Below are 19,866 nucleotides of genomic sequence, written 5' to 3'. Positions count from 1 at the left end.
TGAAGATTTGGGCACGCCCTACGCGGTGAGTCCTTCGGCGCGCAGCCACTCGGTGGGCGTACACCCGGCCATGACCCGCCATTCCCTGGTGAAGTGCGCCTGGTCGGCGAACCCCGACGCGGCCGCCACCGCCGCCAGACTGACCGTTCCGGCACGGGCGGCGTCCACGAGCCCGCCGCGTGCCGTCTCGAACCGGAGGAGCCGCTGGTACTCCTTCGGCGTCACCCCCAGCTCCCGGCGGACCGTACCGCTCAGGTGCCGCCGGGAGCATCCGAGCCGCCGAGCCGCCTCCTGCACCCGGCCGGCCCCGGACAGCGCCGCCAGCGTGGCCCGCAGCTCCTCGCCCCCGGTGTGCTGGGTCCGCTCGGAGAGCAGGGCGCTCTCGACGACGGCCCGGCGTTCCGGCCAGGACCGGCAGGCCGCCAGCCGCTCCGGCAGGTCCGCCATCGCCGGGGCCACGTCGGCGAGATCGGCGACGTCCCCCGCCAGCGCCGACGCCGGAACCCCCAGCAGCGCACCGGCACCCACAGGGCTGAGCGTCAGCCACACCCCGCGCGTCCCGCCCACCTGCCGCAACTCGGCCGCGTCCAGATGCAGACCGGCCACAACGGCCCGAAACCGCTCACGCGAGCCGGGCCGCCCTGGCCACCCGATCTCCAGCGACTCCGCCTCCGGGATTGTGATCGACACCGTGGACGACGGCAGCCCTCGATGCACGCCGTCCGGGCCGAGCTCGTAGGGGCTCAGCGTCACCACGAACGGCGCCAGCACAGCGGACCTCTGTACGTCGGTCACCCCTTCACCGTACGGCGACCTGGACGGCTCGCCGACTGTTTGCCAGGCCATGGAGGGAAGCCGACGCTCCCCAGCTGCCACAGGGGTATCTGCCGAATGCCCTGACCACGGCATTCACAGAGAAGGAGAAGGCCCGATGATCTCACCGAAGCACGTATTCGCCATGGCCACGGCGCTGGCAGGAGCCGTTCTGGCCGCCTCGTTCCAGACGCCGTTGTTCGCTTCCGACGGCCCGCAGCGCTCCCACGGCCCCAGGTACGACAAGCCGATCGCCGGCTACGAGATCGTCGAGACGACGGTCGCCCTGCGCCCCAACGCCTTCGCCGGCGGCGACGCGATCTGCCCTGCCGGGAAGAAGGTCCTCGGCGGAGGCTTCAGCTGGGCGTCGCGGGGCCGGGGAGACGAACCCGTGGTGACCGTCAACCAGGCCATAGGCGGAGGCTCCCAGTGGCGGGTCGTGTTCAGGAACCCGGCCCTCTCCGAGGTGACCAGTGCGACCGTCACCGCCCAGTGCGCCTTCGCGCGGTGACCTGTCCGACCCGAACGACGAAGGCCGTCCCGGCCCATGATCCGGGACGGCCTCGCTGGGATTCGGCGGGCGCCGCTCGCGGACACCCGGCTCAGCCCCAGAAGGCCGCCAGGGCGGGGGCCGCGGCCTTGCCCTGGGCGTAGCCGGCCTCGGCGCTCGGTGTGCGGGAGGCGGGGGAGAGGGGGTCGGTGCCGAACGCGGTCAGTGACGCCTCGTCGGGCTCGATCACCTCGACCGCGCCGCCGAGCCCGCTCCACGACGGCTCGCCGAGCTCGGCCATCGGCGCGAGCACCAGCACCGGGTCGAAGCCCGCCGCGAGGTCGGCGTTGGTGGACGAGCGCACCCCGCCGTCCGTGTACGCCGCCCCGCCGATCCGTACGCACGGCCACGCGCCGGGCACCGCGCAACTGGCCGCCACCGCGTCGACCAGCTCCACCCCCGACCGGGGCGTGAACAGGCGCGGCTCGCCGGTGTGCGCGTCGACCGCCGTGATCACCAGGTCGCGGTCCGGCCAGGTGTGCACCGGCAGCCGGGCCTCGATGACCGCCCGCCGTTCGGCCTCGGGCACCGTAGACGCCGACAGCGCCAGCTCGCCGACCTTGCGCCGCTGCTCGGCCGGGTCGGACGAGCTCCCGTACGCGGCCTGCAACCGGGTCCACAGCTCCGCCATGTCGACCCCGCTCGCCAGCTCCGGCGTCTGCAGGGCGGGGTCGGCCTGCCGGGCCAGCAGGTCGGCGAGCGGCAGGCCGGAGGTGACCTGGGCGGCGACCGTGGCGCCCGCCGAGGTGCCGACGATCCGGTCGGCGGCGGTCACGTCGACGCCCGCGTCGGCCAGCGCGGCCAGCACGCCGGTCAGCCACGCGATCCCGGCGACCCCGCCGCCGCCCAGCACCAATGCTTTTCTGTTCATGTACGAACTCCCCGCGAAAAAAATCCGGCCGCCGTGTCGATCCGGCCGGAGCCCGTTCGACGCGTTGCTGACGAAACGCCATACAGGCTAGTGAAAGGGTCTCGGCGATGACACAGAAGATCACGACGTTCCTGTGGTTCGACAACCAGGCCGAGGAGGCAGCGACCTTCTACACCTCGTTGTTCGCCGACTCGCGGATCGTCCGCGTCCAGCGCGACGGCGAGGCCGGCGCGGCGATGATGGTCGAGTTCGAGCTGGCCGGCCAGCGCCTGCTCGCGCTGAACGGCGGCCCCCACTTCACCTTCAACGAGGCGGTCTCGCTGTACGTGAACTGCGAGACGCAGGAGGAGGTGGACGAGCTGTGGGAAAGGCTCACCGCGGATGGCGGCGAGGAGTCGCAGTGCGGCTGGCTGAAGGACCGGTGGGGTCTGTCCTGGCAGATCGTGCCGAGCCGGCTGCCTGAGCTGATCTCCGACCCCGACCCCGGCCGGGCCGAGCGGGCCATGAAGGCGATGCTCGGCATGCGCAAGATCGACATCCGGGCGTTGGAGGAGGCCGCCTCGGCGGGCTGACCAGGGGATGGCGCCGCGACGGGCCGGCCGGGGGAGGGCGACTCACCGCTCGGCCAGCCCGTACGGCAGGTCGGGCCGCTGCGCGGCGATGTGCATCAGCCGGTTGTACTTGATGACGCGCTCGCCGCGCGCCGGCGCGCCCCCCTTGAACTGCCCGCAGCCGGTGGCCACGGCCAGCTCGGCGGCGAAGTCGTCCACGGTCTCGCCGGAGCGGTGGGAGACCATGCGCGCGTAGCCGTGCTTGCGGCACAGGTCCATGGCCTGGAGCGTCTCGGTGACGGTGCCGGCCTGGTCGACCTTGATGAGCGCCGCGTTGGCGATGTTGCCGGCGATGCCCTGCTCGATGACGGCGGGGTTGGTGCAGAAGACGTCGTCGCCGACGAGCTGGAGCCGCTCGCCGAGCCGTTCGGTGAGCAGCCGCCAGCCGTCGGCGTCGTCCTCGGCCATGCCGTCCTCGATGCTCCAGATGGGGAAGTCGGCGGCGAGGTCCGCGTACAGCTCGACCAGCTCGGGGCCGGACAGCCGCTCGCCGGCCACCTCGTAGGCGCCGTCGGGGCGGCGGAACCGGGTGGCGGCCGGGTCCAGCGCTATGGCGACCTGGTCGCGGGCGGCGGTGTAGCCGGCGTCGTCGATGGCCTCCATCAGCGCCGACAGCACCTCGCGGGGGCGGGTGAAGTCGGGCGCGAAGCCGCCGTCGTCGCCCTGCCCGGTGGGCCGGCCGGCGGCGGCCAGGTTCGCGCGCAGCACGGCGTAGATCTCGGCCCCGGCCCGTACGGCCTCCGCCATCGACGGCGCGCCGATCGGGGCGATCATGAACTCCTGGAAGTCGAGCTGGTTGGAGGCGAGCATGCCGCCGCTCACCATGTTGAAGTGCGGCACCGGCATCCTGGGCCGCACCGTGGACGGCGACAGGAACTCCCACAACTGCTGACCGTGCGCCGCCGCGACGGCCCGCGCGACGGCCATCGACACGCCCACGGTGGCGTTGCCGCCGAGCCGGCTCTTGTCCGGCGTGCCGTCCAGCTCGATGAGGGCCTGGTCGACGTCGGCGAGCGAGTACCACGGCCGGCCCTTCAACAGGTGGAAGATCGTGCCGGTGATGCGTGCCGCGGCCCGCGTGACGCCGGCGCCGGCGTACCTGCCGTTGTCGCCGTCACGCAGCTCGACGGCCTCGCGGGCGCCGGTGGAGGCGCCGGAGGGTACGCCGGCCCACCCGGTCGCGCCGCCGGCCAGGGTGAGGGTGACCGACAGGGTGGGGCGACCGCGGGAGTCCAGGATCTGCATGGCGCCCAGGTCGATGATGTGGAACGCGCACACGGCTCCTCCAGGTTCGGTGCGTCACCGTCCCTTCGACGGTGTCATGGTCGTCGGCACGTACATAGGGCAGATCAACCTGACTCTCTTGGACAAGTCCGGCACAAGTCACATCCAACCCATCGTTTAGCGCTGTGGTCCACCCTTGGCGATCGACGACATCGACACCACAGGGGGATCACATGACCATCGACGACAGGGCACTCCGCGGGCTGACGCTGTCCGCCGGCGACGACGGCTTCGAGCAGGCGGCGCTGCCGTGGAACCGCGCGGTGCCGCAGCGGGTCTCCGCCGTGGTGGAGGCCGAGGGCGCCGCCGACGTGGCCGCCGTCGTACGCCAGGCCGCCGCGTCCGGGCTCCGGGTCACCACGCAGCCGAACGGCCACGGCGCCACCAGCGGCCTCGACGGCGAGATCCTGATCCGCACGTCCCGGATGCGGGCCGTCGAGATCCGCCCCGACGAGCGCGTGGCGCGGGTGGAGGCGGGGGCCTCGTGGGGCGAGCTGCTGGCCGCCGCCGCCAAGCACGACCTCACCGGGCCCGCGGGCAGCTCCCCCGTCGTCAGCGTGACCGGCTACACCCTGGGCGGCGGTCTCAGCTGGTACGGCCGCGCCCGCGGCCTGGCCGCGGGCGCCGTACGCGCGCTGGAGATCGTGGACGCCGAGGGCGCCACGTCCCGCGTCACCGCCGACTCCGACCCCGACCTGTTCTGGGCGCTGCGCGGCGGCGGCGGCGACTTCGCCGTGGTGACCGCGCTGGAGCTGGAGCTGTTCCCCGCGTCCCGCCTGTACGGTGGCCGCCTGCTGTGGCCCGCCGCCCGCGCCGCCGAGGTCATGGCCGCCTTCCGGAAGATCACCGCGGACGCGCCCGAGGAGCTGAGCCTGTGGTTCACCCTCGCGGAGTTCCCGCCCTTCCCCGAGGTGCCGGAGCCGCTGCGCGGCCTCGCCGCCGTCATGGTGGACCTCGCCTTCCTCGGCGACGCCGCCACCGGCCGCGAGCTGCTGCGTCCGCTGGAGTCGGTGCCCGGCGTGCTGCTGGACACGCGCGGCGAGCTGCCGGTCGCCGAGCTGGGCTCCATCTGCGCCGAGCCGACCGAGCCCATGCCCGTCCTGTCGCGCGGCGAGCTGCTGACCGACCTCGGCGACGACGCCGTGGCGGCCCTGCTGGCGGCCACGGGCGAGGGCATCGCGCCGCTGGCCACGGTCCAGGTCCGCCACCTCGGCGGCGCGCTGGCCCGGCCCCGGGCGGACGGTGGCGCCTGCGGGCACCTGGCGGAGCCGTACCTGCTGAGCATGATCGCCCCCGCGCCGGTGCCCGAGCTGGTGGCGGCGGGGACGGCCAGGATGGGCGCGATCGCCGGGGCGCTGGCTTCGCACACCACCGGGTTCAAGCCGTTCACGTTCCTCGGCGACGGCGAGTCGGCCGCGGCGGCGTTCCCGGCCGCCACGCTGGAGCGGCTGCGCGAGATCAAGCGCGCCCGCGACCCGCACGGGGTGTTCCGCTCCAACTTCCCGGTGCTCGGCTGAGCCCCCGGCCGGGTCGCCGTCACCCGGCGACCCGGCCGTTCTTCGGGGTCAAACACGCTGGGGGGAATCACAAGAAGGTTGGCGATCGAGCCAATCGACTCGTACGGCGTTATCGTTGGTCGGGGCTTTGACCGCTGTACGACGAGAGCGGCGTCACGCATCCAGAAGTTGTCCGACGGCAGTCAAGGAGTGGTCTCCATCGGTAACATTCCAGATCATCTATCGGATTTGGATGAGAAGTGAACGAACCCTGGGCTATATCAACTGTGCGAGTACGGGCCTCAGGTGCTCCCAGCGCGGATATTGAACGCATGGCTGCTCCTGGGAAGCTGGTTCTTGACCAGGATGGCTGGCACGTCGACTATGAGATGGAGTCGGATCGTCCGTTGAGCGTCCAGCTAGAGGCGATCGAGTCCTTTCTGGTGAACGCTCAAGACCTCCTACTGGTTGATGGAGCGACGCCGCCTGAAGTAAGTCTCCATCTCAGCTGGACCCCGCGTGAGCCTCAAGACGGAATAATCCTCACCCAGAGTTTGATAAGGGTGATGGCGAGGCTGAATATCTTTGTGACGCTCGATACTTACATTGATCGCGACTGAATCCCGATGCGTCACGCAGCCGGAATTGGCGGCGATTCAACTATGAGCGGCCTGGCGAAGAGGTGGATCGTCACCTCGCCTGGCCGGCCATGAGCTGCCGCCACAGAATCTCGGCCTCGCGGATCTTGACTCGCGGGCTCTCGGCGATGGCCCACGGTACGACGGAACGGTCGTACCGCCGGATGAATGCCTGCCCGCCGGCCCGGCAGTCCTCGAACATCAGCGGGCGGCATTCGCAGGTGTAGCGCCGGACACGCGCCGGACTCAGGCTGGGCTGCACCTCGATCCACTTCACCCGCACCGCGTCCGGCCGCGGCGAGACGGGGTGCGTTCCGTGGAAGTCGTAGTCAGTCGGCACAGGCTCACCGTCCTTCGTTGACGCCATGCCTCAAGCTAGCAAGCCTGTAAGTACCTGTCTATTCCATGCAGCTCCGTGAAGCTACACGATCCGCCGTGAAGGGGCGTGAAACGCCCTCCTACTCTCATGATGTGGCCAGATATGTCGAGCACACGCGCAGCTGGGAGTTCGACGAGGATCGTTCCCGCTGGGAGCAGATCCTCGAGGTTCTGAACGCGCGCATCGACTCGGGCGAGTGGGGCCCGAAGTTCAAGATCTCCGAAGTCAAGCTCATGGAAGAGTTCGGAGTCGCCCGCCCCACCATACGTAAGGCCATGGAACGTCTCAGAAGCGCCGACAAGGTCTACACCGTGCCCAACCTGGGCAGCTTCGTGAAGGCCGGCAGCGAGGCCGAGTAGCGCGGAAGCCCCTCAGTCGGGGTCGCCGGGGACGGTGAGGCCGCTCTCGTAGGCGGCGATCACCGCCTGCACCCGGTCGCGCAGGCCGAGTTTGGTGAGCACGTTGCTGACGTGCGTCTTCACCGTGTGCTCGCTGACCACCATGGCCTGCGCGATCTCCGCGTTGGACAGGCCGCGCGCGATCAGCCGCAGGGTCTCCCGCTCGCGCGTGGTCAGCGCCGCCAGGCGCTCGGGCGACACCTGCCCGGCCGGGCGGGCGGCCCTGCTGGTGAACTCGGCGATCAGCTTCGTGGTGATCGCCGGGGCGAGCAGGGACTGCCCGGCGGCGACCACCCGTACGGCGTGGACGAGGTCGTCGCGGCGCACGTCCTTCAGCAGGAACCCGCTCGCGCCCGCGCGCAGCGCGTCGTAGACGTAGTCGTCGAGGTCGAACGTGGTCAGCATGATCACCCGGCAGGAGCCGTCCGCGCAGACCAGCCGGGCCGCCTCGATGCCGTCCATGACCGGCATCCGGATGTCGAGCAGCAGCACGTCCGGCTGGTGTTCGCGCACCGCCGCGACCGCCTGCGCGCCGTCGCCCGCCTCGGCGACGACCTCGATGTCCGGCTGGGCGTCGAGGATCATGCCGAACCCGGCCCGTACCAGCTCCTGGTCGTCGGCCACGACCACCCGCACGCTCACGCCGCCGCCTTTCCCGGAAGCGGCAGGTGGACGCGGACGCGGAACCCGGCCCCGCCGGGGAGCGGTCCGGTCTCCGCGTCGCCGCCGCAGGCCGCCGCGCGCTCGCGGATGCCGATCAGGCCGTTGCCGCCGGAGGGGAGCGCCGGTCCCCGGCCGCGGCCGTCGTCGGTGACGTCGATCATCAGTGCGTCGTCCCGCCAGGTGAGGGTGAGGCCGGCGCGGGTCGCGCCGGCGTGCTTGACGATGTTGGTGAGAGCTTCCTGCACGATCCGGTACGCCGCCACCTCGGCGTCCGGCGGCAGCCGCCGCGGCTCGCCGGTCGCGGTGTGGACGACCTCGATCCCGGCCGCCCTGACCTGCTCGGCGAGGGCGGGCAGACCGTCGATCGTGGGCTGCGGCTCGCGCGGCCCCTCCTCCTCCTTCAGCACCTGGAGCAGGCGGCGGAGCTGGCCCATCGCGTCCCGGCCCGCGGCGGAGATGGCGTCGAAGGCGGCCACCGCCCGCGCCGGGTCCGCGGCGACCGCGACGGGGCCGGCCTCGGCCTGCACCACCATGAGGCTGACGGCGTGGGCGAGGATGTCGTGCATGTCGCGGGCGATCCTGGCCCGCTCGCGTTCGGCGGCCCGCTCGGCGGCGACCTGCCGCTCGCGGGCGAGTTGGGCGGCGCGTTCCTCCAGCGCCGCCGCGTGGGCGCGGGAGGCGGCCGCCGCCCGGCCGACGGCGTAGGCGGTGACGAACAGCACCACGCCGCGGATCGCGGTGTCGGACGAGCCGACGAGCAGCAGCCCGCCGCCGGACGAGAGGGCGAACAGGATGATCCTGACCCAGCGGGTGCAGGTCGCGGCCACCGTGTAGAGGGCGACCAGGGCGCCGTACCAGACGGGCTGGGCGGCCACGTCGTCCACGAGGTCGTAGCAGGCGATCGCCAGGAGCGCGGCCATCAGGGCGACGGCCGGGGCGCGCCGCCGCCAGATCAGCGGCAGCGTGGAGAGCGTGACGACGACGTACCCCCACCAGTGCCAGGGGCCGCCCGCGGGGTTGTCGCGGCTGATGAACGGCCAGAGCTGCGCGACCCAGATCAGCGCCGCCAGACCGGCGTCCACCCAGATCGGGGGCAGCGTGTTCGCCCACCGGCGGAGCGGGACGAGGAGCCGTACGTCGGACACGGCATCCCATCCTGCCGCCCGCGTCATGCGTACGCGGCGGCGGGCCGGACGGGAGCGGCGGCGGAGGCGCGGGCCAGCGGCACGAACGACACGAGCAGGAAGAGCGCGCCGAGCGGGATGAGGTCCTTGTCCACGAACGCCAGCGAGAGGTCGGCCAGCACCAGCACGGGCGTCCACGCCTTGACCTGACGCTGCACGGCGAGCTGCGTGACCAGGGCGAGCTGGCCGACGTAGAAGAGGAACGGCAGGACGTCGTAGACCGCGAGCGACACGCCGGGCACGGACCGCACCTGGTCGAACAGCACGCCCATGGCGGCGTGGTCGGCCGACATGAAGCCGACGACGAGGTCGATCCCGAACTGCGCGACCAGCGCGGCCGCGCCGACGGTGCCGGCGGTCGCGGTGGCGGTGGCGAGCGCGCCGCCTCCCGCCATCCGCCGCAACCGCCAGTAGATCGGGACGAACAGCAGCAGGGCCGCGACGAAGGCGAGATGCCCGGCCGTCCAGGCGAGGCCGGGGCCCCGGCTGCCGTCGAGCCCGTCGAGGATGCGGATCACGCCGTAGGCGAGGACGAGCAGGGGAGCGGCGATGAAGGCGGCACGGAGGTTCATGCCGCTCATCGTGCTCGGCGGAGGGGGTCCGGGACATCGCCGGTGGGAGCGATCCGGCCGCTCACTCCTGAGGGCGAGCGGCCGATTTTGGCAGGCCGCAACCGGTACGCAAGGCGACACCACAATCATGAGGGCCATGCGTGCCGGAGACGCGATGAAATCTGCCACTGACGATGTGCGCGACCCATGACCATCAAGCTCATGCTGCTGAGAGTGGCGGGACCGCTGCTCGTCAGGGTGGCGGCCCTCTCCGGCATGCGGCGGAGCCGCCTCGCGCTCGTCCTGCTCAACCGCGCGCTGGTCGGCCTGGCGCTCACCGCCGTCGTCGGCGCGGTCTACTTCGGCATCATCGCGCTCGGCCGGCCGCTCACCTCCTCGGCCGGGCTGGTGGCGGCGCTGGTCGCGGGCGCGCTGTTCCATCCGGTACGGGTGGGGCTGCAGGGGGCGGCGGACCGGCTGTTCGGGATCGAGCGGGATCCGTACCGGCTGGCCGACCGGGTCAACCGGCGGGTGCAGGAGGCTCCGGGACCGGCCGAGGCGCTGGCCTCCGCCGTCGCCGCGACCCGCAGGGCGTTACGCGCCCCCGGCGTCTCGGTCGAGGTGGTGCTGCCCGGCGGGCGCTCGCGCAGGTTCGCCGACGGTGAGGTGGGCGCGAGCCCGACGGTGCTGCCGCTGGAGTGGCAGGGCACCTCGATGGGCCGGCTCCTGGTGGCCGGCGAGCCCCGCGACCGCGCCCTGCTGGACATGCTGGCCCGCCAGCTCGCCGAGGTCGCCCACGCCGTACGCCTCAGCGCCGACCTGCGGCGCTCCCGCGAGCGCATGCTCCTCACCCGCGAGGAGGAGCGGCACAAGCTCCGCCGCGACCTCTACGACGGCCTCGGCCCCACCCTCACCGAGCTGGCGCTGAGCGCGGACGAGGCGCGGATCAGCCTGGCAGGGGGCCCCGAGGCGGTCGATCCGCTGCTGACCAGGATGCGCCGGCGCATGACCGAGGCCATCGTGGAGGTGCGCGAGCTGGTGTACGGCCTGCGCCCGCCCGCCCTCGACGGCGCCGACCTGGGCGAGCTGGGCCTGGAGGGCGCGCTGCGCACGCTGGCCGACAGCCCCGGGCCGCGCGTGGACGTCGCCGTGTCCGGCCCGCTCGGCGATCTGCCCGCCGCCGTGGAGGTGGCCGCGTACCGGATCGCGCACGAGGCGGTGGCCGGGGTGCGCCGGCACGCCCGCGCCACGACCGCGCTGATCCGGGTGGACCGGCGGCCGGGCAGCCTCTGCCTGTCGGTGGCCGACGACGGCATCGGCCTGCCCGAGCAGCGCCGCGAGGGCGCCGCCCGGCTGCGGCACCGCGCCGAGGAGCTGGGCGGCACGTACGAGCACGACACCCGCCCCGGCGGCGGCACCGAGGTCGTGGTGGAACTTCCGGTGAAGGAGCCTGCGTGACAACCGCCAACGGAAGCACCCCGGCCACACGCCGGGCGCTGCTCGTCGTCGTGTGGACCCTGGCGGCGGCCGCGCCCGTCGCCACGATCGTCACCAGCGTCCTCGGCGCGCAGCTCGCCGGCTGGAACGAGCTCGACGGCGGCCCAGACCCGGTCGGGCTGCTGTTCCCGGCGGCCGGGGCCTTCCTGGTCACGCACCGGCCGCGGCTGCTGTTCCCGTGGCTGCTCTGGGGGACGGGCGTGCTCTGGGCGGTCTACCTGCTGCTGTTCGCCCTGACCGCCTGGACCCACACCTACGCGCCCGGCCCGCTGACGCCTTACCTGGCGTGGCCGTCCCTCTGGTTGTGGCTGCTGGTGGTGCCGACGTTCTCCGGGATCATGCCGCTGCTCTTCCCGGACGGCCGGCTGCCCTCGAAGCGGTGGCGGCCGGTGCTCTACGGCCATCTCGTCCTCATGGGCGGTCACGCGCTGCTGCTCGGGCTGAGCCCCGACCCCGAGTTCGAGCTGGGGCTGCCCATCGAGAACCCGTTCGGCGTGCCGGCGCTGGGCCGGATCCCCGAGGTCGTCGAGTCCTGGATCGGGCTTCCGATGATCCTGCTGAGCCTGCTGAGCGTCGCCTCGCTGGGGTTCCGGTACCGCGCGGCCACGCCCGAGGTGCGCCGGCAGATCGCCTGGTACCTCTGGGCGATGGTGATCTTCGTGGGCTACTGGGTGGGCACCCAGGGGTCGGAGGACCCGGTCGTGATCGGGCTGCGCATCTTCCTGACGGCCGGCATCCCCATCGCCGTCGTGGCCTCGGCGCTGCGCCACCAGCTCTACGGCATCCGCCTCATCCTCGACCGCACCCTCGTGTACGGCACGCTCGCCTTCGTCGCGGGCCTCACGTACTCGGGGCTCATCTGGGCGGCCGACAGCGTCGCCGGCGACTACGGGGCGGTCGCCGGGCTGGCCGCCGCCCTCGCCACGGCCGCGGTCTTCCACCCCGTACGGCTGCGCCTGCAACGCTCGGTGGACCGGCTCTTCAACGTCGAACGCGATCCTTACCGGGCGGCCGACCTGCTCAGCCGCGCCGTGCAGCGGGCCGGCGACCCGGCCGCCGCGCTGGCCGAGGCGCTGTCGATCGTGCGCACCACGCTGGGCGCGCGGGGCGCGGGCGTGCGGGTGGCGGGGGAGCCGGCGGTGTCGTTCGTGGACGGCGAGCTGGGCGCCCGGCCGCGCGAGGTCGAGCTGGTCTGGCAGGGCGAGCACGCCGGCCGCCTGCTGCTCGCCGGCGGCCGGCAGAGCCGGCAGCAGCTTCGCGTCATGGCCAAGCACCTGGCCGAGCTGGCGCACGCGGTCCGCCTCAGCACCGACCTGCACGACTCGCGCGAGCGCATCACCGCCACCCGCGACGAGGAGCGCCGCCGCCTCGGCCGGGAGCTGCACGACGGGCTCGGCCCCAGCCTGACCAGCGTCACCATGACCCTGGACGAGGCCCGCCGCCGCCTGGAACGCGACCCGGACTCGGTGGACGAGCTGCTGGTCCGGTTCAGGGAGGAGATGACGGCCACGCTGAAGTCGGTCCGCGAGCTGGTGGACGGCCTGCGCCCGCCCGTGCTGGAGGAGCTCGGCCTGCCCGGGGCGCTGCGCAAGTTCGCCCGTGCCACCTCGGGCCCCCGGGTGCGGATCCGCACGCCGGGGGAGCCGCTGGGCGAGCTGCCCGCCGGGGTGGAGACGGCCGCGTACCGCATCGTCCAGGAGGCGCTCACCAACGCCCGCAGGCACGCCCGCGCGAGCCGGATCGTGGTCACGCTGGCCCGCGGCGACGGCGTCCTGCTGGTGACGGTCGCCGACGACGGCGTGGGCCTGCCCGAGGAGCCGTCGCCGGGGGTCGGGCTGACCTCGATGCGCGAGCGGGCCGCCGAGATCGGCGGCACCTGCGCCATCACCTCGCGCCCGGAGGGCGGCACCGCCGTCACGGCGAGCCTGCCGCTCACGCCGTCATGAGTAGCCCCATGCGGCGGCGTACTCGGCGAGCGCGGGGGACAGGCCGTCCGCTCCGGTGAAGGTGCGGGCGGCCTGGACGCGGCCGGACTTGATGTTGTCGCTGCGGTCGCCCAGGTTGGGCACGAACTGCTCCTGGTTGTGCTCGCCGTACGACAGCATGGCGGGCTCCCATTCCACGTCCAGGTAGGCGCAGACCTCCCGGGTGGTCCGCTCCGGCTCGGCGGTCAGGTCCTCGTAGCGCACGGTCAGGCCGCCGAGGGCGCGGCGGGCCTGCTCCAGGGGCTTGAAGTACTTGCAGGCGGTGGCCTCGAGCGCCTCCCTGGACGCGGTGTTCTCCTTGCGGTTCTCCAGCGACGAGACCACGCCCATCGGGTGGCGCAGCAGGAACAGGAACTTGGCGTCCGGCCAGGCGTACTTCAGCCGCTCCCAGACGAAGACGTTGCCCGGCGTCTTGTCGACCACGACGTCCTTGCCGCTGCGCAGCAGCTCCAGGTGCAGGATGCGGTCCCAGATCACGTGCTCCAGCTCCACCTGGTCGAGCCCGAGCTCCAGCATGGCGGCCTCGGAGAAGCCGGGGGCGAGCTGTACGCCGACGGTGCGCAGGTGCAGCTCGTGCGGGGCGCGGACGCGGGAGTGGGCGTTCAGCAGCATGCGCAGCAGCGTGGAGCCGGAGCGCACCGGGGCGATCAGGAAGACCGGAGAGCGCACCAGACGCGGCATGATCGGAACGCTGTAGTCGACGACCTGCGTGCGCTTCGGCGGGCGCCGGACCTGCGGCCCCATGGCGCCCGGCGCGGTGCCGGTGAGCTGCCGTGGGGGGCGTAGCGCCTCGCGCAGGAGTCGTGCCCGTCGTTTGAAACCCTTGTTGACTACTCCCATGCGCGCTGTGCTCAGCCCTTCACCCCCGTGTCCCCTTCCGACAAAAGTCGTGGCAGGAGCCACAACGGCATCTTGCCCCACTTCCGGATAAACCTCGCATAAAACCGAACTGGCACGCGGACCAAGGGCGGCCACGGAATGGGCAAGCTTTCGAGAGGCGGCCACCGTGTCCTCGTCCGACCCCGCCGCCGTCCGCGCAGAGTGGAGACCGTGGAACAGTCACTGGGCGTGCTCGCCGGCTACGACGGCTCCGACCACTCCATGCAGGCACTGGACTGGGCGATGGACGAGGCCGAGCTGCGGAAGCTTCCCCTGACCGTCTGCCATGCCTGGCAGTGGCCGTACGGCGAGGGCGACCCGGCGGGCCGCGACTCGCTCCGCCGCGCCGCCGAGCACGTGCTGTGGCACGGCGCCGACTGCGCGCGGACCGGCTCCAGCGGCCTCGACGTGCGGGGCGACCTGTACGAGGGCTCGCCCACCGAGCGCCTGGAGGAGCTGTCGGCGCGGGCCGAGCTGCTCGTGCTCGGCTCGCGCGGGCTGCGCGGGATGGCGCGGGCGGTCATCGGCTCCGTGGCGAGCCACGCCGCGGCCCACGCGCGCTGCCCGGTCATCGTCGTACGCGGCAGGGGCGCGCTGCCGCGCGTCCCGAACCCGGGCCCGATCGTGGCCGGCGTGGCCGACGACGGCAAGGCCGACGCCGTGCTCGGCTTCGCCTGCGAGGAGGCGGTCACGCGGCGCCTGCCGCTGCTCGTCGTGCACTCCTGGCACCAGCCTCCGGTGGCGTGGGCCGGGATGACGTACCCGGCGCTCGACCCGATGGCACTCCAGGAGGCGTCGGAGGACTGGCTCGCCGCCACGGTCGCGCCCTGGCGCAGCCGGCATCCCGGCCTCACCATCGAGCTCCGCGTCGCGAACGAGCGGGCGGCCGAGACGGTCGGCGCCGTCACCGAGGCGACCCTGGTGGTGGTCGGCGGCCCGCACGGGCGGTTCGGCTCCGTCGCCGCGGGCCTGCTGCGGCAGGCGCCCTGCCCGGTGGCGATCGTACGCGGTTGAAAATTTCACCAGTCCGAAATGTTTGTCGGAATGGCGTCAAACCAAGTGAGCGCCCTTCTTCTGCTTTTCGCGGCCGATCTTCCTGACTAACCGCAGTTGACATGGTGAAGCCACATTCTTGACTCTTCTGGAAGCGCTCCCATTTCGTGAAAGGACGCCTTCATGGAATCACTGTTCAAACAGCAGCAGGACCTTTTCGTGGCCCTCTACAGGATCGTGATGGGACTGCTGTTCGCCTGCCACGGCGCGGCCACGTTGTTCGGCGTCCTCGGCGGCCCGCAGGGCGGTCCCGCGCCGGCCTTCGGCGAATGGCCGGGCTGGTGGGCAGCCGTGATCCAGCTCGTCGCGGGCGGCCTGGTCCTGCTCGGCGTGGCCACGCGCCCCGCCGCCGTCATCTGCTCGGGCACCATGGCCTACGCCTACTTCGTCGTGCACCAGCCGCAGGCGTTGTTCCCCATCGAGAACGGCGGCGAGAAAGCCGCCCTTTTCTGCTGGGGTTTCCTGCTCGTCGCCGTGCTCGGACCGGGCCGCTGGGCACTGTCCACGCTGCGCGCCGCTCCCCAGGAATCGCTGGTCCGATAAGCCGTCCGAACCGCCCGCCTCAGAACGCCAGCTTGTCAAGCAGCGTCTGCAGGCGGGCGCTTTCGCGTTCGGGGCGGGCCAGCGTGAAGATGCTGCGGCTGATGTTCAGCCAGGGCAGGTCGACCACGACGACGTCCGGGCTGTGGTCGCGCAGCGCGAGGTCCGGGATGAGGGCCGCGCCGAGCCCCGCGCCGATCAGCGAGAGGGTGACCTTGAAGTCGTCGGAGTGGCAGACCACGCGCGGATGCAGCTTCCAGTGGCCGAGCATGGCCTCGAAGAGCGTCGCGTCGCTGCTGCCCGGATGGTGCATGATCCACGGCAGGTCCACGAGCTGCTCGGCCCGGTGCGGTGACAGGTCGGGCCAGGCCCGTGGCAGGACCAGCCGGTAGCGGTCCTCGGCGACCCACCGCCTCGACAGCGTCGAGGGCCAGGACAGGCCCGAGTTGCCCACCTGGTAGACGATCGCCGCGTCCATCTCGCCGCCCGCGCCCAGCCGCGCGATGAGCTGCGAGGGCTCGGCCACCGACAGCCGGATCCCGGACCGCTCCTCCGGCTCCAGGTCCCGCAGCACGCTCGACACCAGGTCGCAGATGCTGGGGAAGACGCCCAGGCGGACCTGCGGCTCGCTGTTCCTGTGCACCTCCCTGACCGTCGCCACCATGCGCTCGATGTCGGCGAGCAGCGTCTCCGCCTGCCTCGCCAGCACCTCGGCGGCGCTGGTCGGCAGCACGCTGTGGGCGAAGCGCTCGAACAGCCGCACCCCCGTCTCCCGCTCCAGCGAGGCCATCTGCTGGGAGACGGCGGAGGAGGTGTAGCCGAGCCGGTTGGCCGCCGCGGCGAAGGATCCCAACCGCACGACCTCACGCAGCGTGCGGAGATGTTCGGGCTTCAGCATAAGCTTTCCTTGCTCTGAGCGGTGCTAAATGTCGTGTTTATAGCGCTTCCGACCTTGTTTTCGCCACCCCTACAGTCAGTCGGACCACTCCTCGAACCCCTGGAAGATCTCAAGAGCATGCGCGTATATCGCAACGCCTCCATCCGCACCGGCGGCACGGGAGACACCGGCCGGCCCGTCGCCCAGGCCATGGCCGTGGACGGCGAGCTGATCGTGGCCGTGGGCTCCGAGGCCGAGGTGCGCGAGGCGGCGGGCTCGGGAGCCGAGCTGGTGGACCTCGACGGCGCGGCCGTCCTGCCCGGCCTGTACGACGCCCACATCCACACCGCCCAGTACGCCCAGAGCCTCGGCGGGGTCGACCTGCGCGACGTGCGCTCCCTGGACGAGGCCCTGGCCACGGTGGCCGAGCACGCCGCGCGGCTGCGACCGGGCGGATGGCTGTTCGGCGGCCGGTGGAACAGCAACATCTGGGACCCGCCCGTCCAGCCCGACCGCTACGCCCTCGACTCGGTCTGCCCCGACCTGCCCGTGGCGCTGCCCAACGTCGACGGCCACACCGTCTGGGCCAACTCCGCCGCCCTGCGGATGGCCGGGATCGACGCCACCACCCCCGACCCGGTCGGCGGCGAGATCGTCAGGTTCGCCGACGGCGAGCCCACCGGCATCCTGCGTGAGTCGGCCTCGTACCCGCTGCGCGCCCTCATGGTCACCGGCGACCTGCGCGACCGGCTCCGCGCCGGCCAGGAGGAGCTGCTCGCCTTCGGCCTGACCAGCGTGCACGACATCGACGGCGAGGACTGCCGGGCCGCCTACCTGGAGCTGCGCGAGGCCGGCGAGCTGAAGATCCGCGTGCACAAGGCGATCCCCACGGTCCACCTGGAGGCGGCCATCGCCGAGGGCCGGCGCACCGGCCAGGGCGACGACTGGTTCCGCACCGGGCCGGTCAAGGTGTTCAGCGACGGCGCGCTCGGCTCGCACACCTGCCACATGCACCAAGCTTTCGCCGGCGAGCACGACAACACCGGCATCGCGGTCACTCCGTACGAAGACCTCGTCCGGATCTTCAGCACCGCGGCGGCGGCCGGGATCGCGGTCGCCACCCACGCCATCGGCGACCGCGCCAACCGGCTGGTCCTCGACGCGTACGAGAAGATCGGGCCCACCCCCGGCCTGAGGCACCGCATCGAGCACGCCCAGCACCTGCGCCCCGAGGACCTGACCAGGATGGCCAGGCTCGGCGTCGCCGCCTCGATGCAGCCGGTGCACTGCACCACGGACATCGCGCTGGTCGACTCGCTGCTCGCCGGGCACGACCTGGCCTCGTACGCCTGGCGCGGCATGCTCAACGCCGGGGTCGCGCTGGCCTTCGGCTCGGACGCGCCGGTGGAGAGCCCCGACCCGTGGGCCGCGCTGTACGCCGCCGTCACCCGTACCCGCGCGGACGGCACCCCGGCCGGCGGCTGGCAGCCCGAGCAGCGGCTCAGCATGGCGGAGGCGATCACCGCGCACACGCTCGGCGCCGCGTACGCGGCCGGTGAGAGCGACCGCAAGGGCGTCCTGGCCCCCGGCATGCTCGCCGACTTCATCGCCGTGGACACCGACCCCTACCTGGAAGCGCCGGAGGCCGTGCTCCGCACCCAGGTCCTCACCACCGTCGTCGGCGGCGAAGTCCGCTGGCAGCGCCTCTGAGAAGGAGCCCCCCTCGTGAAGATCCGTACCATCACCGTCCTGGCCGCCGGCGCGTTGCTGGCCGCCACCACGGCCTGTGGCGCCCAGTCCCTCGACGGAGGCTCGACCGAGGCCGACTCCGCGGGCGCCGCGCCCGCGGTCACGCTGGACCAGGCGCCCGCCGAGGAGAAGGCCGCCGACGTCATCAACGCCATCACGCCGGACGAGAGCCTGGCCGCCAAGGTGCCCGCGAAGCTGAAGTCCGACGGGCTGAAGGTGGTCAGCTCCATCGGCTACCCGCCCATGGAGCTGTACGCGAGCGACGGCAAGACGGCGATCGGCTTCGATCCCGCGCTGGCGAGGGCCATCGCGAGGAAGCTCGGCGTCAAGGTGACGATCACCGACGAGGAGTTCAACTCCCAGATCCCCGGCGTGCTGACCGGCCGGTACGACTTCGTCATCTCCTCCATGACCGACTCGCCGGAGCGGCAGAAGCAGGTCACCTTCGTCGACTACGTGCAGGCCGGCGCCGGCATGATCGTCAAGAAGGGCAACCCGGCAGGGGTCAACGGCCCGGCCGACCTGTGCGGCAAGACGGTCTCCGTGGTGGACAACGGCTCGTCGATGGAGCTGGCCGAGCAGTACTCCGCCGACTGCGAGAAGTCCGGCAAGAAGGCCGTGAACCTGCTGAAGTTCCCCGGTGACCAGGAGGCCCTGCTCCAGGTCACCGGCGGCCGGGCGCAGGCCACCATCACCGACTACGTGGTGGCGGCGTACAAGCTCGACGACCCCAAGCTGGACATCGAGGCCATCGCGCTGGAGGGCACGGAGAGCCCGTGGGGCATCGGCATGAAGCCGGACAACCAGCAGCTCATCGACTCGGTCAAGGGCGCGCTCGACTCCCTCATCGCCAGCGGCGAGTACGGCAAGCTGCTCGCGGCCTGGAACCTGGACAAGCTGGCCGTGCAGTCCGCGGTGATCAACGGCGGTAAGTGAGCATGCGCACGGAACCCTTCACCGGGCCCTCCGGAGAGCGCATCCCGGTCGTCAGGACCCGGCGCTGGGGCCGGCTCGCCGCCGCGGCCGTCGCGATCCTGGTGGTCGGCTGGCTGGTCTACGTGATGGTGGTGAACCCGCGCCTGCACTGGGACAAGGTCGCCGAATACCTCTTCCACGACCGCATCCTGGACGGCATCTGGGTCACCATCGAGATCTCGGTGCTGGCGACCGTGCTCGGGCTGCTGCTGGGCGTGGGGATGGCGATCCTGCGGCTGTCGCACAACCCGGTGCTGAGCGGGCTCGCCACGCTCTACATCTGGTTCTTCCGCGGCACGCCGGTGCTCGTGCAGCTCATCTTCTGGTACAACCTGGCGTTCCTGTTCCCCGAGCTGGTGCTCAAGATCCCGTTCACCATGATCGGCGTCAAGTGGGACACGAACGAGGTGATGACCGGCTTCACGGCGGCCATGCTGGGGCTCGGGCTGAACCTGGCGGCGTACTTCGCCGAGACCGTGCGCGCCGGCATCCAGGCGGTCGACAAGGGCCAGACCGAGGCGGCGTACGCGCTCGGCATGACCCCGGCCAAGCGCATGCGGGTGATCGTGCTGCCGCAGGCGCTGCGCATCATCATCCCGCCCACCGGCAACGAGTTCATCTCCATGCTGAAGACGACCTCGCTGGTCTACGTCGTCGCCGGGCACGACCTGATGACGAACGCCAGCCAGATCTACAAGGCGAACAACCTGATCATGGAGCTGCTGATCGTGGCCAGCCTGTGGTACATGCTCATGACCGCCATCGCGACCTTCCTGCAGAGCAGGCTGGAGCGGCGCTTCGGCTCCGACGCCGTCCGGCTGGTCCGCGGCGGCGGGCGAGGCGCGCGGCTCCTGTCCAAGGCGGCGGCGTGAG

At 72.1% G+C, this 19,866-nt stretch carries 21 protein-coding genes; 12 read left to right on the top strand and 9 right to left on the bottom strand.

Annotated features, from left to right (window positions below):
* Positions 1 to 18 precede the first annotated feature (18 nt).
* Positions 19 to 795: a helix-turn-helix domain-containing protein gene (locus BMW85_RS30010; RefSeq protein WP_245775148.1), complete on the bottom strand. Its 777-nt coding sequence runs from the start codon at positions 793 to 795 to the stop codon at positions 19 to 21.
* Between the two features lie 136 nt (positions 796 to 931).
* Here BMW85_RS30010 and BMW85_RS30005 point away from each other — a divergent pair, with 136 nt between their 5' ends.
* Positions 932 to 1,324, top strand: a complete 393-nt coding sequence (locus BMW85_RS30005; RefSeq protein ID WP_091088060.1) for a hypothetical protein — start codon at positions 932 to 934, stop codon at positions 1,322 to 1,324.
* Positions 1,325 to 1,415: 91 nt separating this feature from the next.
* Here the strand turns inward: BMW85_RS30005 and BMW85_RS30000 are convergent, their stop codons facing one another.
* Entirely contained in the window at positions 1,416 to 2,234 is an 819-nt protein-coding gene (locus BMW85_RS30000) for a patatin-like phospholipase family protein (RefSeq protein ID WP_091088058.1), read from the bottom strand.
* A gap of 107 nt (positions 2,235 to 2,341) precedes the next feature.
* Here BMW85_RS30000 and BMW85_RS29995 point away from each other — a divergent pair, with 107 nt between their 5' ends.
* Positions 2,342 to 2,806, top strand: a complete 465-nt coding sequence (locus BMW85_RS29995; RefSeq protein ID WP_091088056.1) for a VOC family protein — start codon at positions 2,342 to 2,344, stop codon at positions 2,804 to 2,806.
* Between the two features lie 42 nt (positions 2,807 to 2,848).
* Here BMW85_RS29995 and eno read toward each other — a convergent pair whose 3' ends face one another.
* A complete protein-coding gene (eno, locus tag BMW85_RS29990) occupies positions 2,849 to 4,123 on the bottom strand; it encodes a phosphopyruvate hydratase (RefSeq protein WP_091088053.1) in 1,275 nt (424 codons plus the stop codon).
* A 179-nt stretch (positions 4,124 to 4,302) separates the two neighbouring features.
* On the opposite strand from eno, the gene BMW85_RS29985 reads away from it, so the two are divergent.
* Positions 4,303 to 5,646, top strand: coding sequence for an FAD-binding oxidoreductase (locus BMW85_RS29985; RefSeq protein ID WP_091088051.1), 1,344 nt, complete (start codon positions 4,303 to 4,305; stop codon positions 5,644 to 5,646).
* A 311-nt stretch (positions 5,647 to 5,957) separates the two neighbouring features.
* Entirely contained in the window at positions 5,958 to 6,245 is a 288-nt protein-coding gene (locus BMW85_RS29980; protein WP_091088048.1) for a hypothetical protein, read from the top strand.
* Positions 6,246 to 6,315: 70 nt separating this feature from the next.
* Here the strand turns inward: BMW85_RS29980 and BMW85_RS29975 are convergent, their stop codons facing one another.
* Entirely contained in the window at positions 6,316 to 6,603 is a 288-nt protein-coding gene (locus tag BMW85_RS29975) for a hypothetical protein (RefSeq protein ID WP_091088046.1), read from the bottom strand.
* A gap of 131 nt (positions 6,604 to 6,734) precedes the next feature.
* On the opposite strand from BMW85_RS29975, the gene BMW85_RS29970 reads away from it, so the two are divergent.
* A complete protein-coding gene (locus tag BMW85_RS29970; RefSeq protein WP_091088044.1) occupies positions 6,735 to 7,001 on the top strand; it encodes a winged helix-turn-helix domain-containing protein in 267 nt (88 codons plus the stop codon).
* Positions 7,002 to 7,013: 12 nt separating this feature from the next.
* On the opposite strand, the gene BMW85_RS29965 is transcribed toward BMW85_RS29970, so the two are convergent.
* From BMW85_RS29965 to BMW85_RS29955, 3 genes are read right to left on the bottom strand one after another with little or no spacing between them, the layout of a single operon-like run.
* The gene (locus BMW85_RS29965; protein WP_091088042.1) at positions 7,014 to 7,682 is read right to left on the bottom strand and encodes a response regulator; all 669 of its coding nucleotides are present in this window, start codon (positions 7,680 to 7,682) and stop codon (positions 7,014 to 7,016) included.
* Positions 7,679 to 8,848 carry a sensor histidine kinase gene (locus tag BMW85_RS29960; protein ID WP_091088039.1) on the bottom strand — a complete coding sequence of 390 codons (1,170 nt, stop codon included), beginning with the start codon at positions 8,846 to 8,848 and terminating at the stop codon, positions 7,679 to 7,681. Before BMW85_RS29960 ends, BMW85_RS29965 begins: the two co-directional genes overlap by 4 nt.
* A 23-nt stretch (positions 8,849 to 8,871) precedes the next feature.
* Entirely contained in the window at positions 8,872 to 9,459 is a 588-nt protein-coding gene (locus BMW85_RS29955; RefSeq protein ID WP_091088037.1) for a hypothetical protein, read from the bottom strand.
* Positions 9,460 to 9,645: 186 nt separating this feature from the next.
* Here BMW85_RS29955 and BMW85_RS29950 point away from each other — a divergent pair, with 186 nt between their 5' ends.
* Complete coding sequence (locus tag BMW85_RS29950) at positions 9,646 to 10,896, top strand: sensor histidine kinase (protein WP_091088035.1); 1,251 nt, start codon at positions 9,646 to 9,648, stop codon at positions 10,894 to 10,896.
* Entirely contained in the window at positions 10,893 to 12,881 is a 1,989-nt protein-coding gene (locus tag BMW85_RS29945) for a sensor histidine kinase (protein ID WP_091088033.1), read from the top strand. Before BMW85_RS29950 ends, BMW85_RS29945 begins: the two co-directional genes overlap by 4 nt.
* On the opposite strand, the gene BMW85_RS29940 is transcribed toward BMW85_RS29945, so the two are convergent.
* Positions 12,876 to 13,760, bottom strand: a complete 885-nt coding sequence (locus BMW85_RS29940) for a sulfotransferase family protein (RefSeq protein WP_091088031.1) — start codon at positions 13,758 to 13,760, stop codon at positions 12,876 to 12,878. The genes BMW85_RS29945 and BMW85_RS29940 overlap by 6 nt on opposite strands.
* Before the next feature lie 210 nt (positions 13,761 to 13,970).
* Here BMW85_RS29940 and BMW85_RS29935 point away from each other — a divergent pair, with 210 nt between their 5' ends.
* Together BMW85_RS29935 and BMW85_RS29930 are read left to right on the top strand one after the other, a co-directional pair.
* On the top strand, positions 13,971 to 14,813 hold the full coding sequence (locus BMW85_RS29935; RefSeq protein WP_245775147.1) for a universal stress protein: 843 nt from the start codon (positions 13,971 to 13,973) through the stop codon (positions 14,811 to 14,813).
* Between the two features lie 162 nt (positions 14,814 to 14,975).
* Complete coding sequence (locus BMW85_RS29930; RefSeq protein WP_091088028.1) at positions 14,976 to 15,395, top strand: DoxX family protein; 420 nt, start codon at positions 14,976 to 14,978, stop codon at positions 15,393 to 15,395.
* Between the two features lie 19 nt (positions 15,396 to 15,414).
* Here the strand turns inward: BMW85_RS29930 and BMW85_RS29925 are convergent, their stop codons facing one another.
* Positions 15,415 to 16,290: a LysR family transcriptional regulator gene (locus BMW85_RS29925; protein WP_091088025.1), complete on the bottom strand. Its 876-nt coding sequence runs from the start codon at positions 16,288 to 16,290 to the stop codon at positions 15,415 to 15,417.
* A 117-nt stretch (positions 16,291 to 16,407) separates the two neighbouring features.
* Here BMW85_RS29925 and BMW85_RS29920 point away from each other — a divergent pair, with 117 nt between their 5' ends.
* From BMW85_RS29920 to BMW85_RS29910, 3 genes are read left to right on the top strand one after another with little or no spacing between them, the layout of a single operon-like run.
* Positions 16,408 to 17,979, top strand: a complete 1,572-nt coding sequence (locus BMW85_RS29920) for an amidohydrolase (protein ID WP_091088022.1) — start codon at positions 16,408 to 16,410, stop codon at positions 17,977 to 17,979.
* Between the two features lie 15 nt (positions 17,980 to 17,994).
* Complete coding sequence (locus BMW85_RS29915; RefSeq protein WP_091088021.1) at positions 17,995 to 18,954, top strand: ABC transporter substrate-binding protein; 960 nt, start codon at positions 17,995 to 17,997, stop codon at positions 18,952 to 18,954.
* Between the two features lie 2 nt (positions 18,955 to 18,956).
* Entirely contained in the window at positions 18,957 to 19,865 is a 909-nt protein-coding gene (locus BMW85_RS29910) for an amino acid ABC transporter permease (RefSeq protein ID WP_245775146.1), read from the top strand.
* Position 19,866 lies beyond the last annotated feature (1 nt).

The organism is Nonomuraea wenchangensis, from assembly GCF_900111685.1.
Taxonomy (GTDB): domain Bacteria; phylum Actinomycetota; class Actinomycetes; order Streptosporangiales; family Streptosporangiaceae; genus Nonomuraea; species Nonomuraea wenchangensis.
The sequence above is the reverse complement of the archived record's forward strand: the minus strand, read 5'-3'. Positions and strand labels throughout refer to the sequence as shown.

Coding starts and splice junctions, on each gene's coding strand:
- BMW85_RS30005 (WP_091088060.1), top strand. CDS start 932: ATGATCTCACCGAAGCACGTATTCGCCATGGCCACGGCGCTGGCAGGA.
- BMW85_RS30000 (WP_091088058.1), bottom strand. CDS start 2,234: ATGAACAGAAAAGCATTGGTGCTGGGCGGCGGCGGGGTCGCCGGGATC.
- BMW85_RS29995 (WP_091088056.1), top strand. CDS start 2,342: ATGACACAGAAGATCACGACGTTCCTGTGGTTCGACAACCAGGCCGAG.
- BMW85_RS29985 (WP_091088051.1), top strand. CDS start 4,303: ATGACCATCGACGACAGGGCACTCCGCGGGCTGACGCTGTCCGCCGGC.
- BMW85_RS29980 (WP_091088048.1), top strand. CDS start 5,958: ATGGCTGCTCCTGGGAAGCTGGTTCTTGACCAGGATGGCTGGCACGTC.
- BMW85_RS29955 (WP_091088037.1), bottom strand. CDS start 9,459: ATGAACCTCCGTGCCGCCTTCATCGCCGCTCCCCTGCTCGTCCTCGCC.
- BMW85_RS29950 (WP_091088035.1), top strand. CDS start 9,646: ATGACCATCAAGCTCATGCTGCTGAGAGTGGCGGGACCGCTGCTCGTC.
- BMW85_RS29940 (WP_091088031.1), bottom strand. CDS start 13,760: ATGGGAGTAGTCAACAAGGGTTTCAAACGACGGGCACGACTCCTGCGC.
- BMW85_RS29930 (WP_091088028.1), top strand. CDS start 14,976: ATGGAATCACTGTTCAAACAGCAGCAGGACCTTTTCGTGGCCCTCTAC.
- BMW85_RS29925 (WP_091088025.1), bottom strand. CDS start 16,290: ATGCTGAAGCCCGAACATCTCCGCACGCTGCGTGAGGTCGTGCGGTTG.
- BMW85_RS29920 (WP_091088022.1), top strand. CDS start 16,408: ATGCGCGTATATCGCAACGCCTCCATCCGCACCGGCGGCACGGGAGAC.
- BMW85_RS29910 (WP_245775146.1), top strand. CDS start 18,957: ATGCGCACGGAACCCTTCACCGGGCCCTCCGGAGAGCGCATCCCGGTC.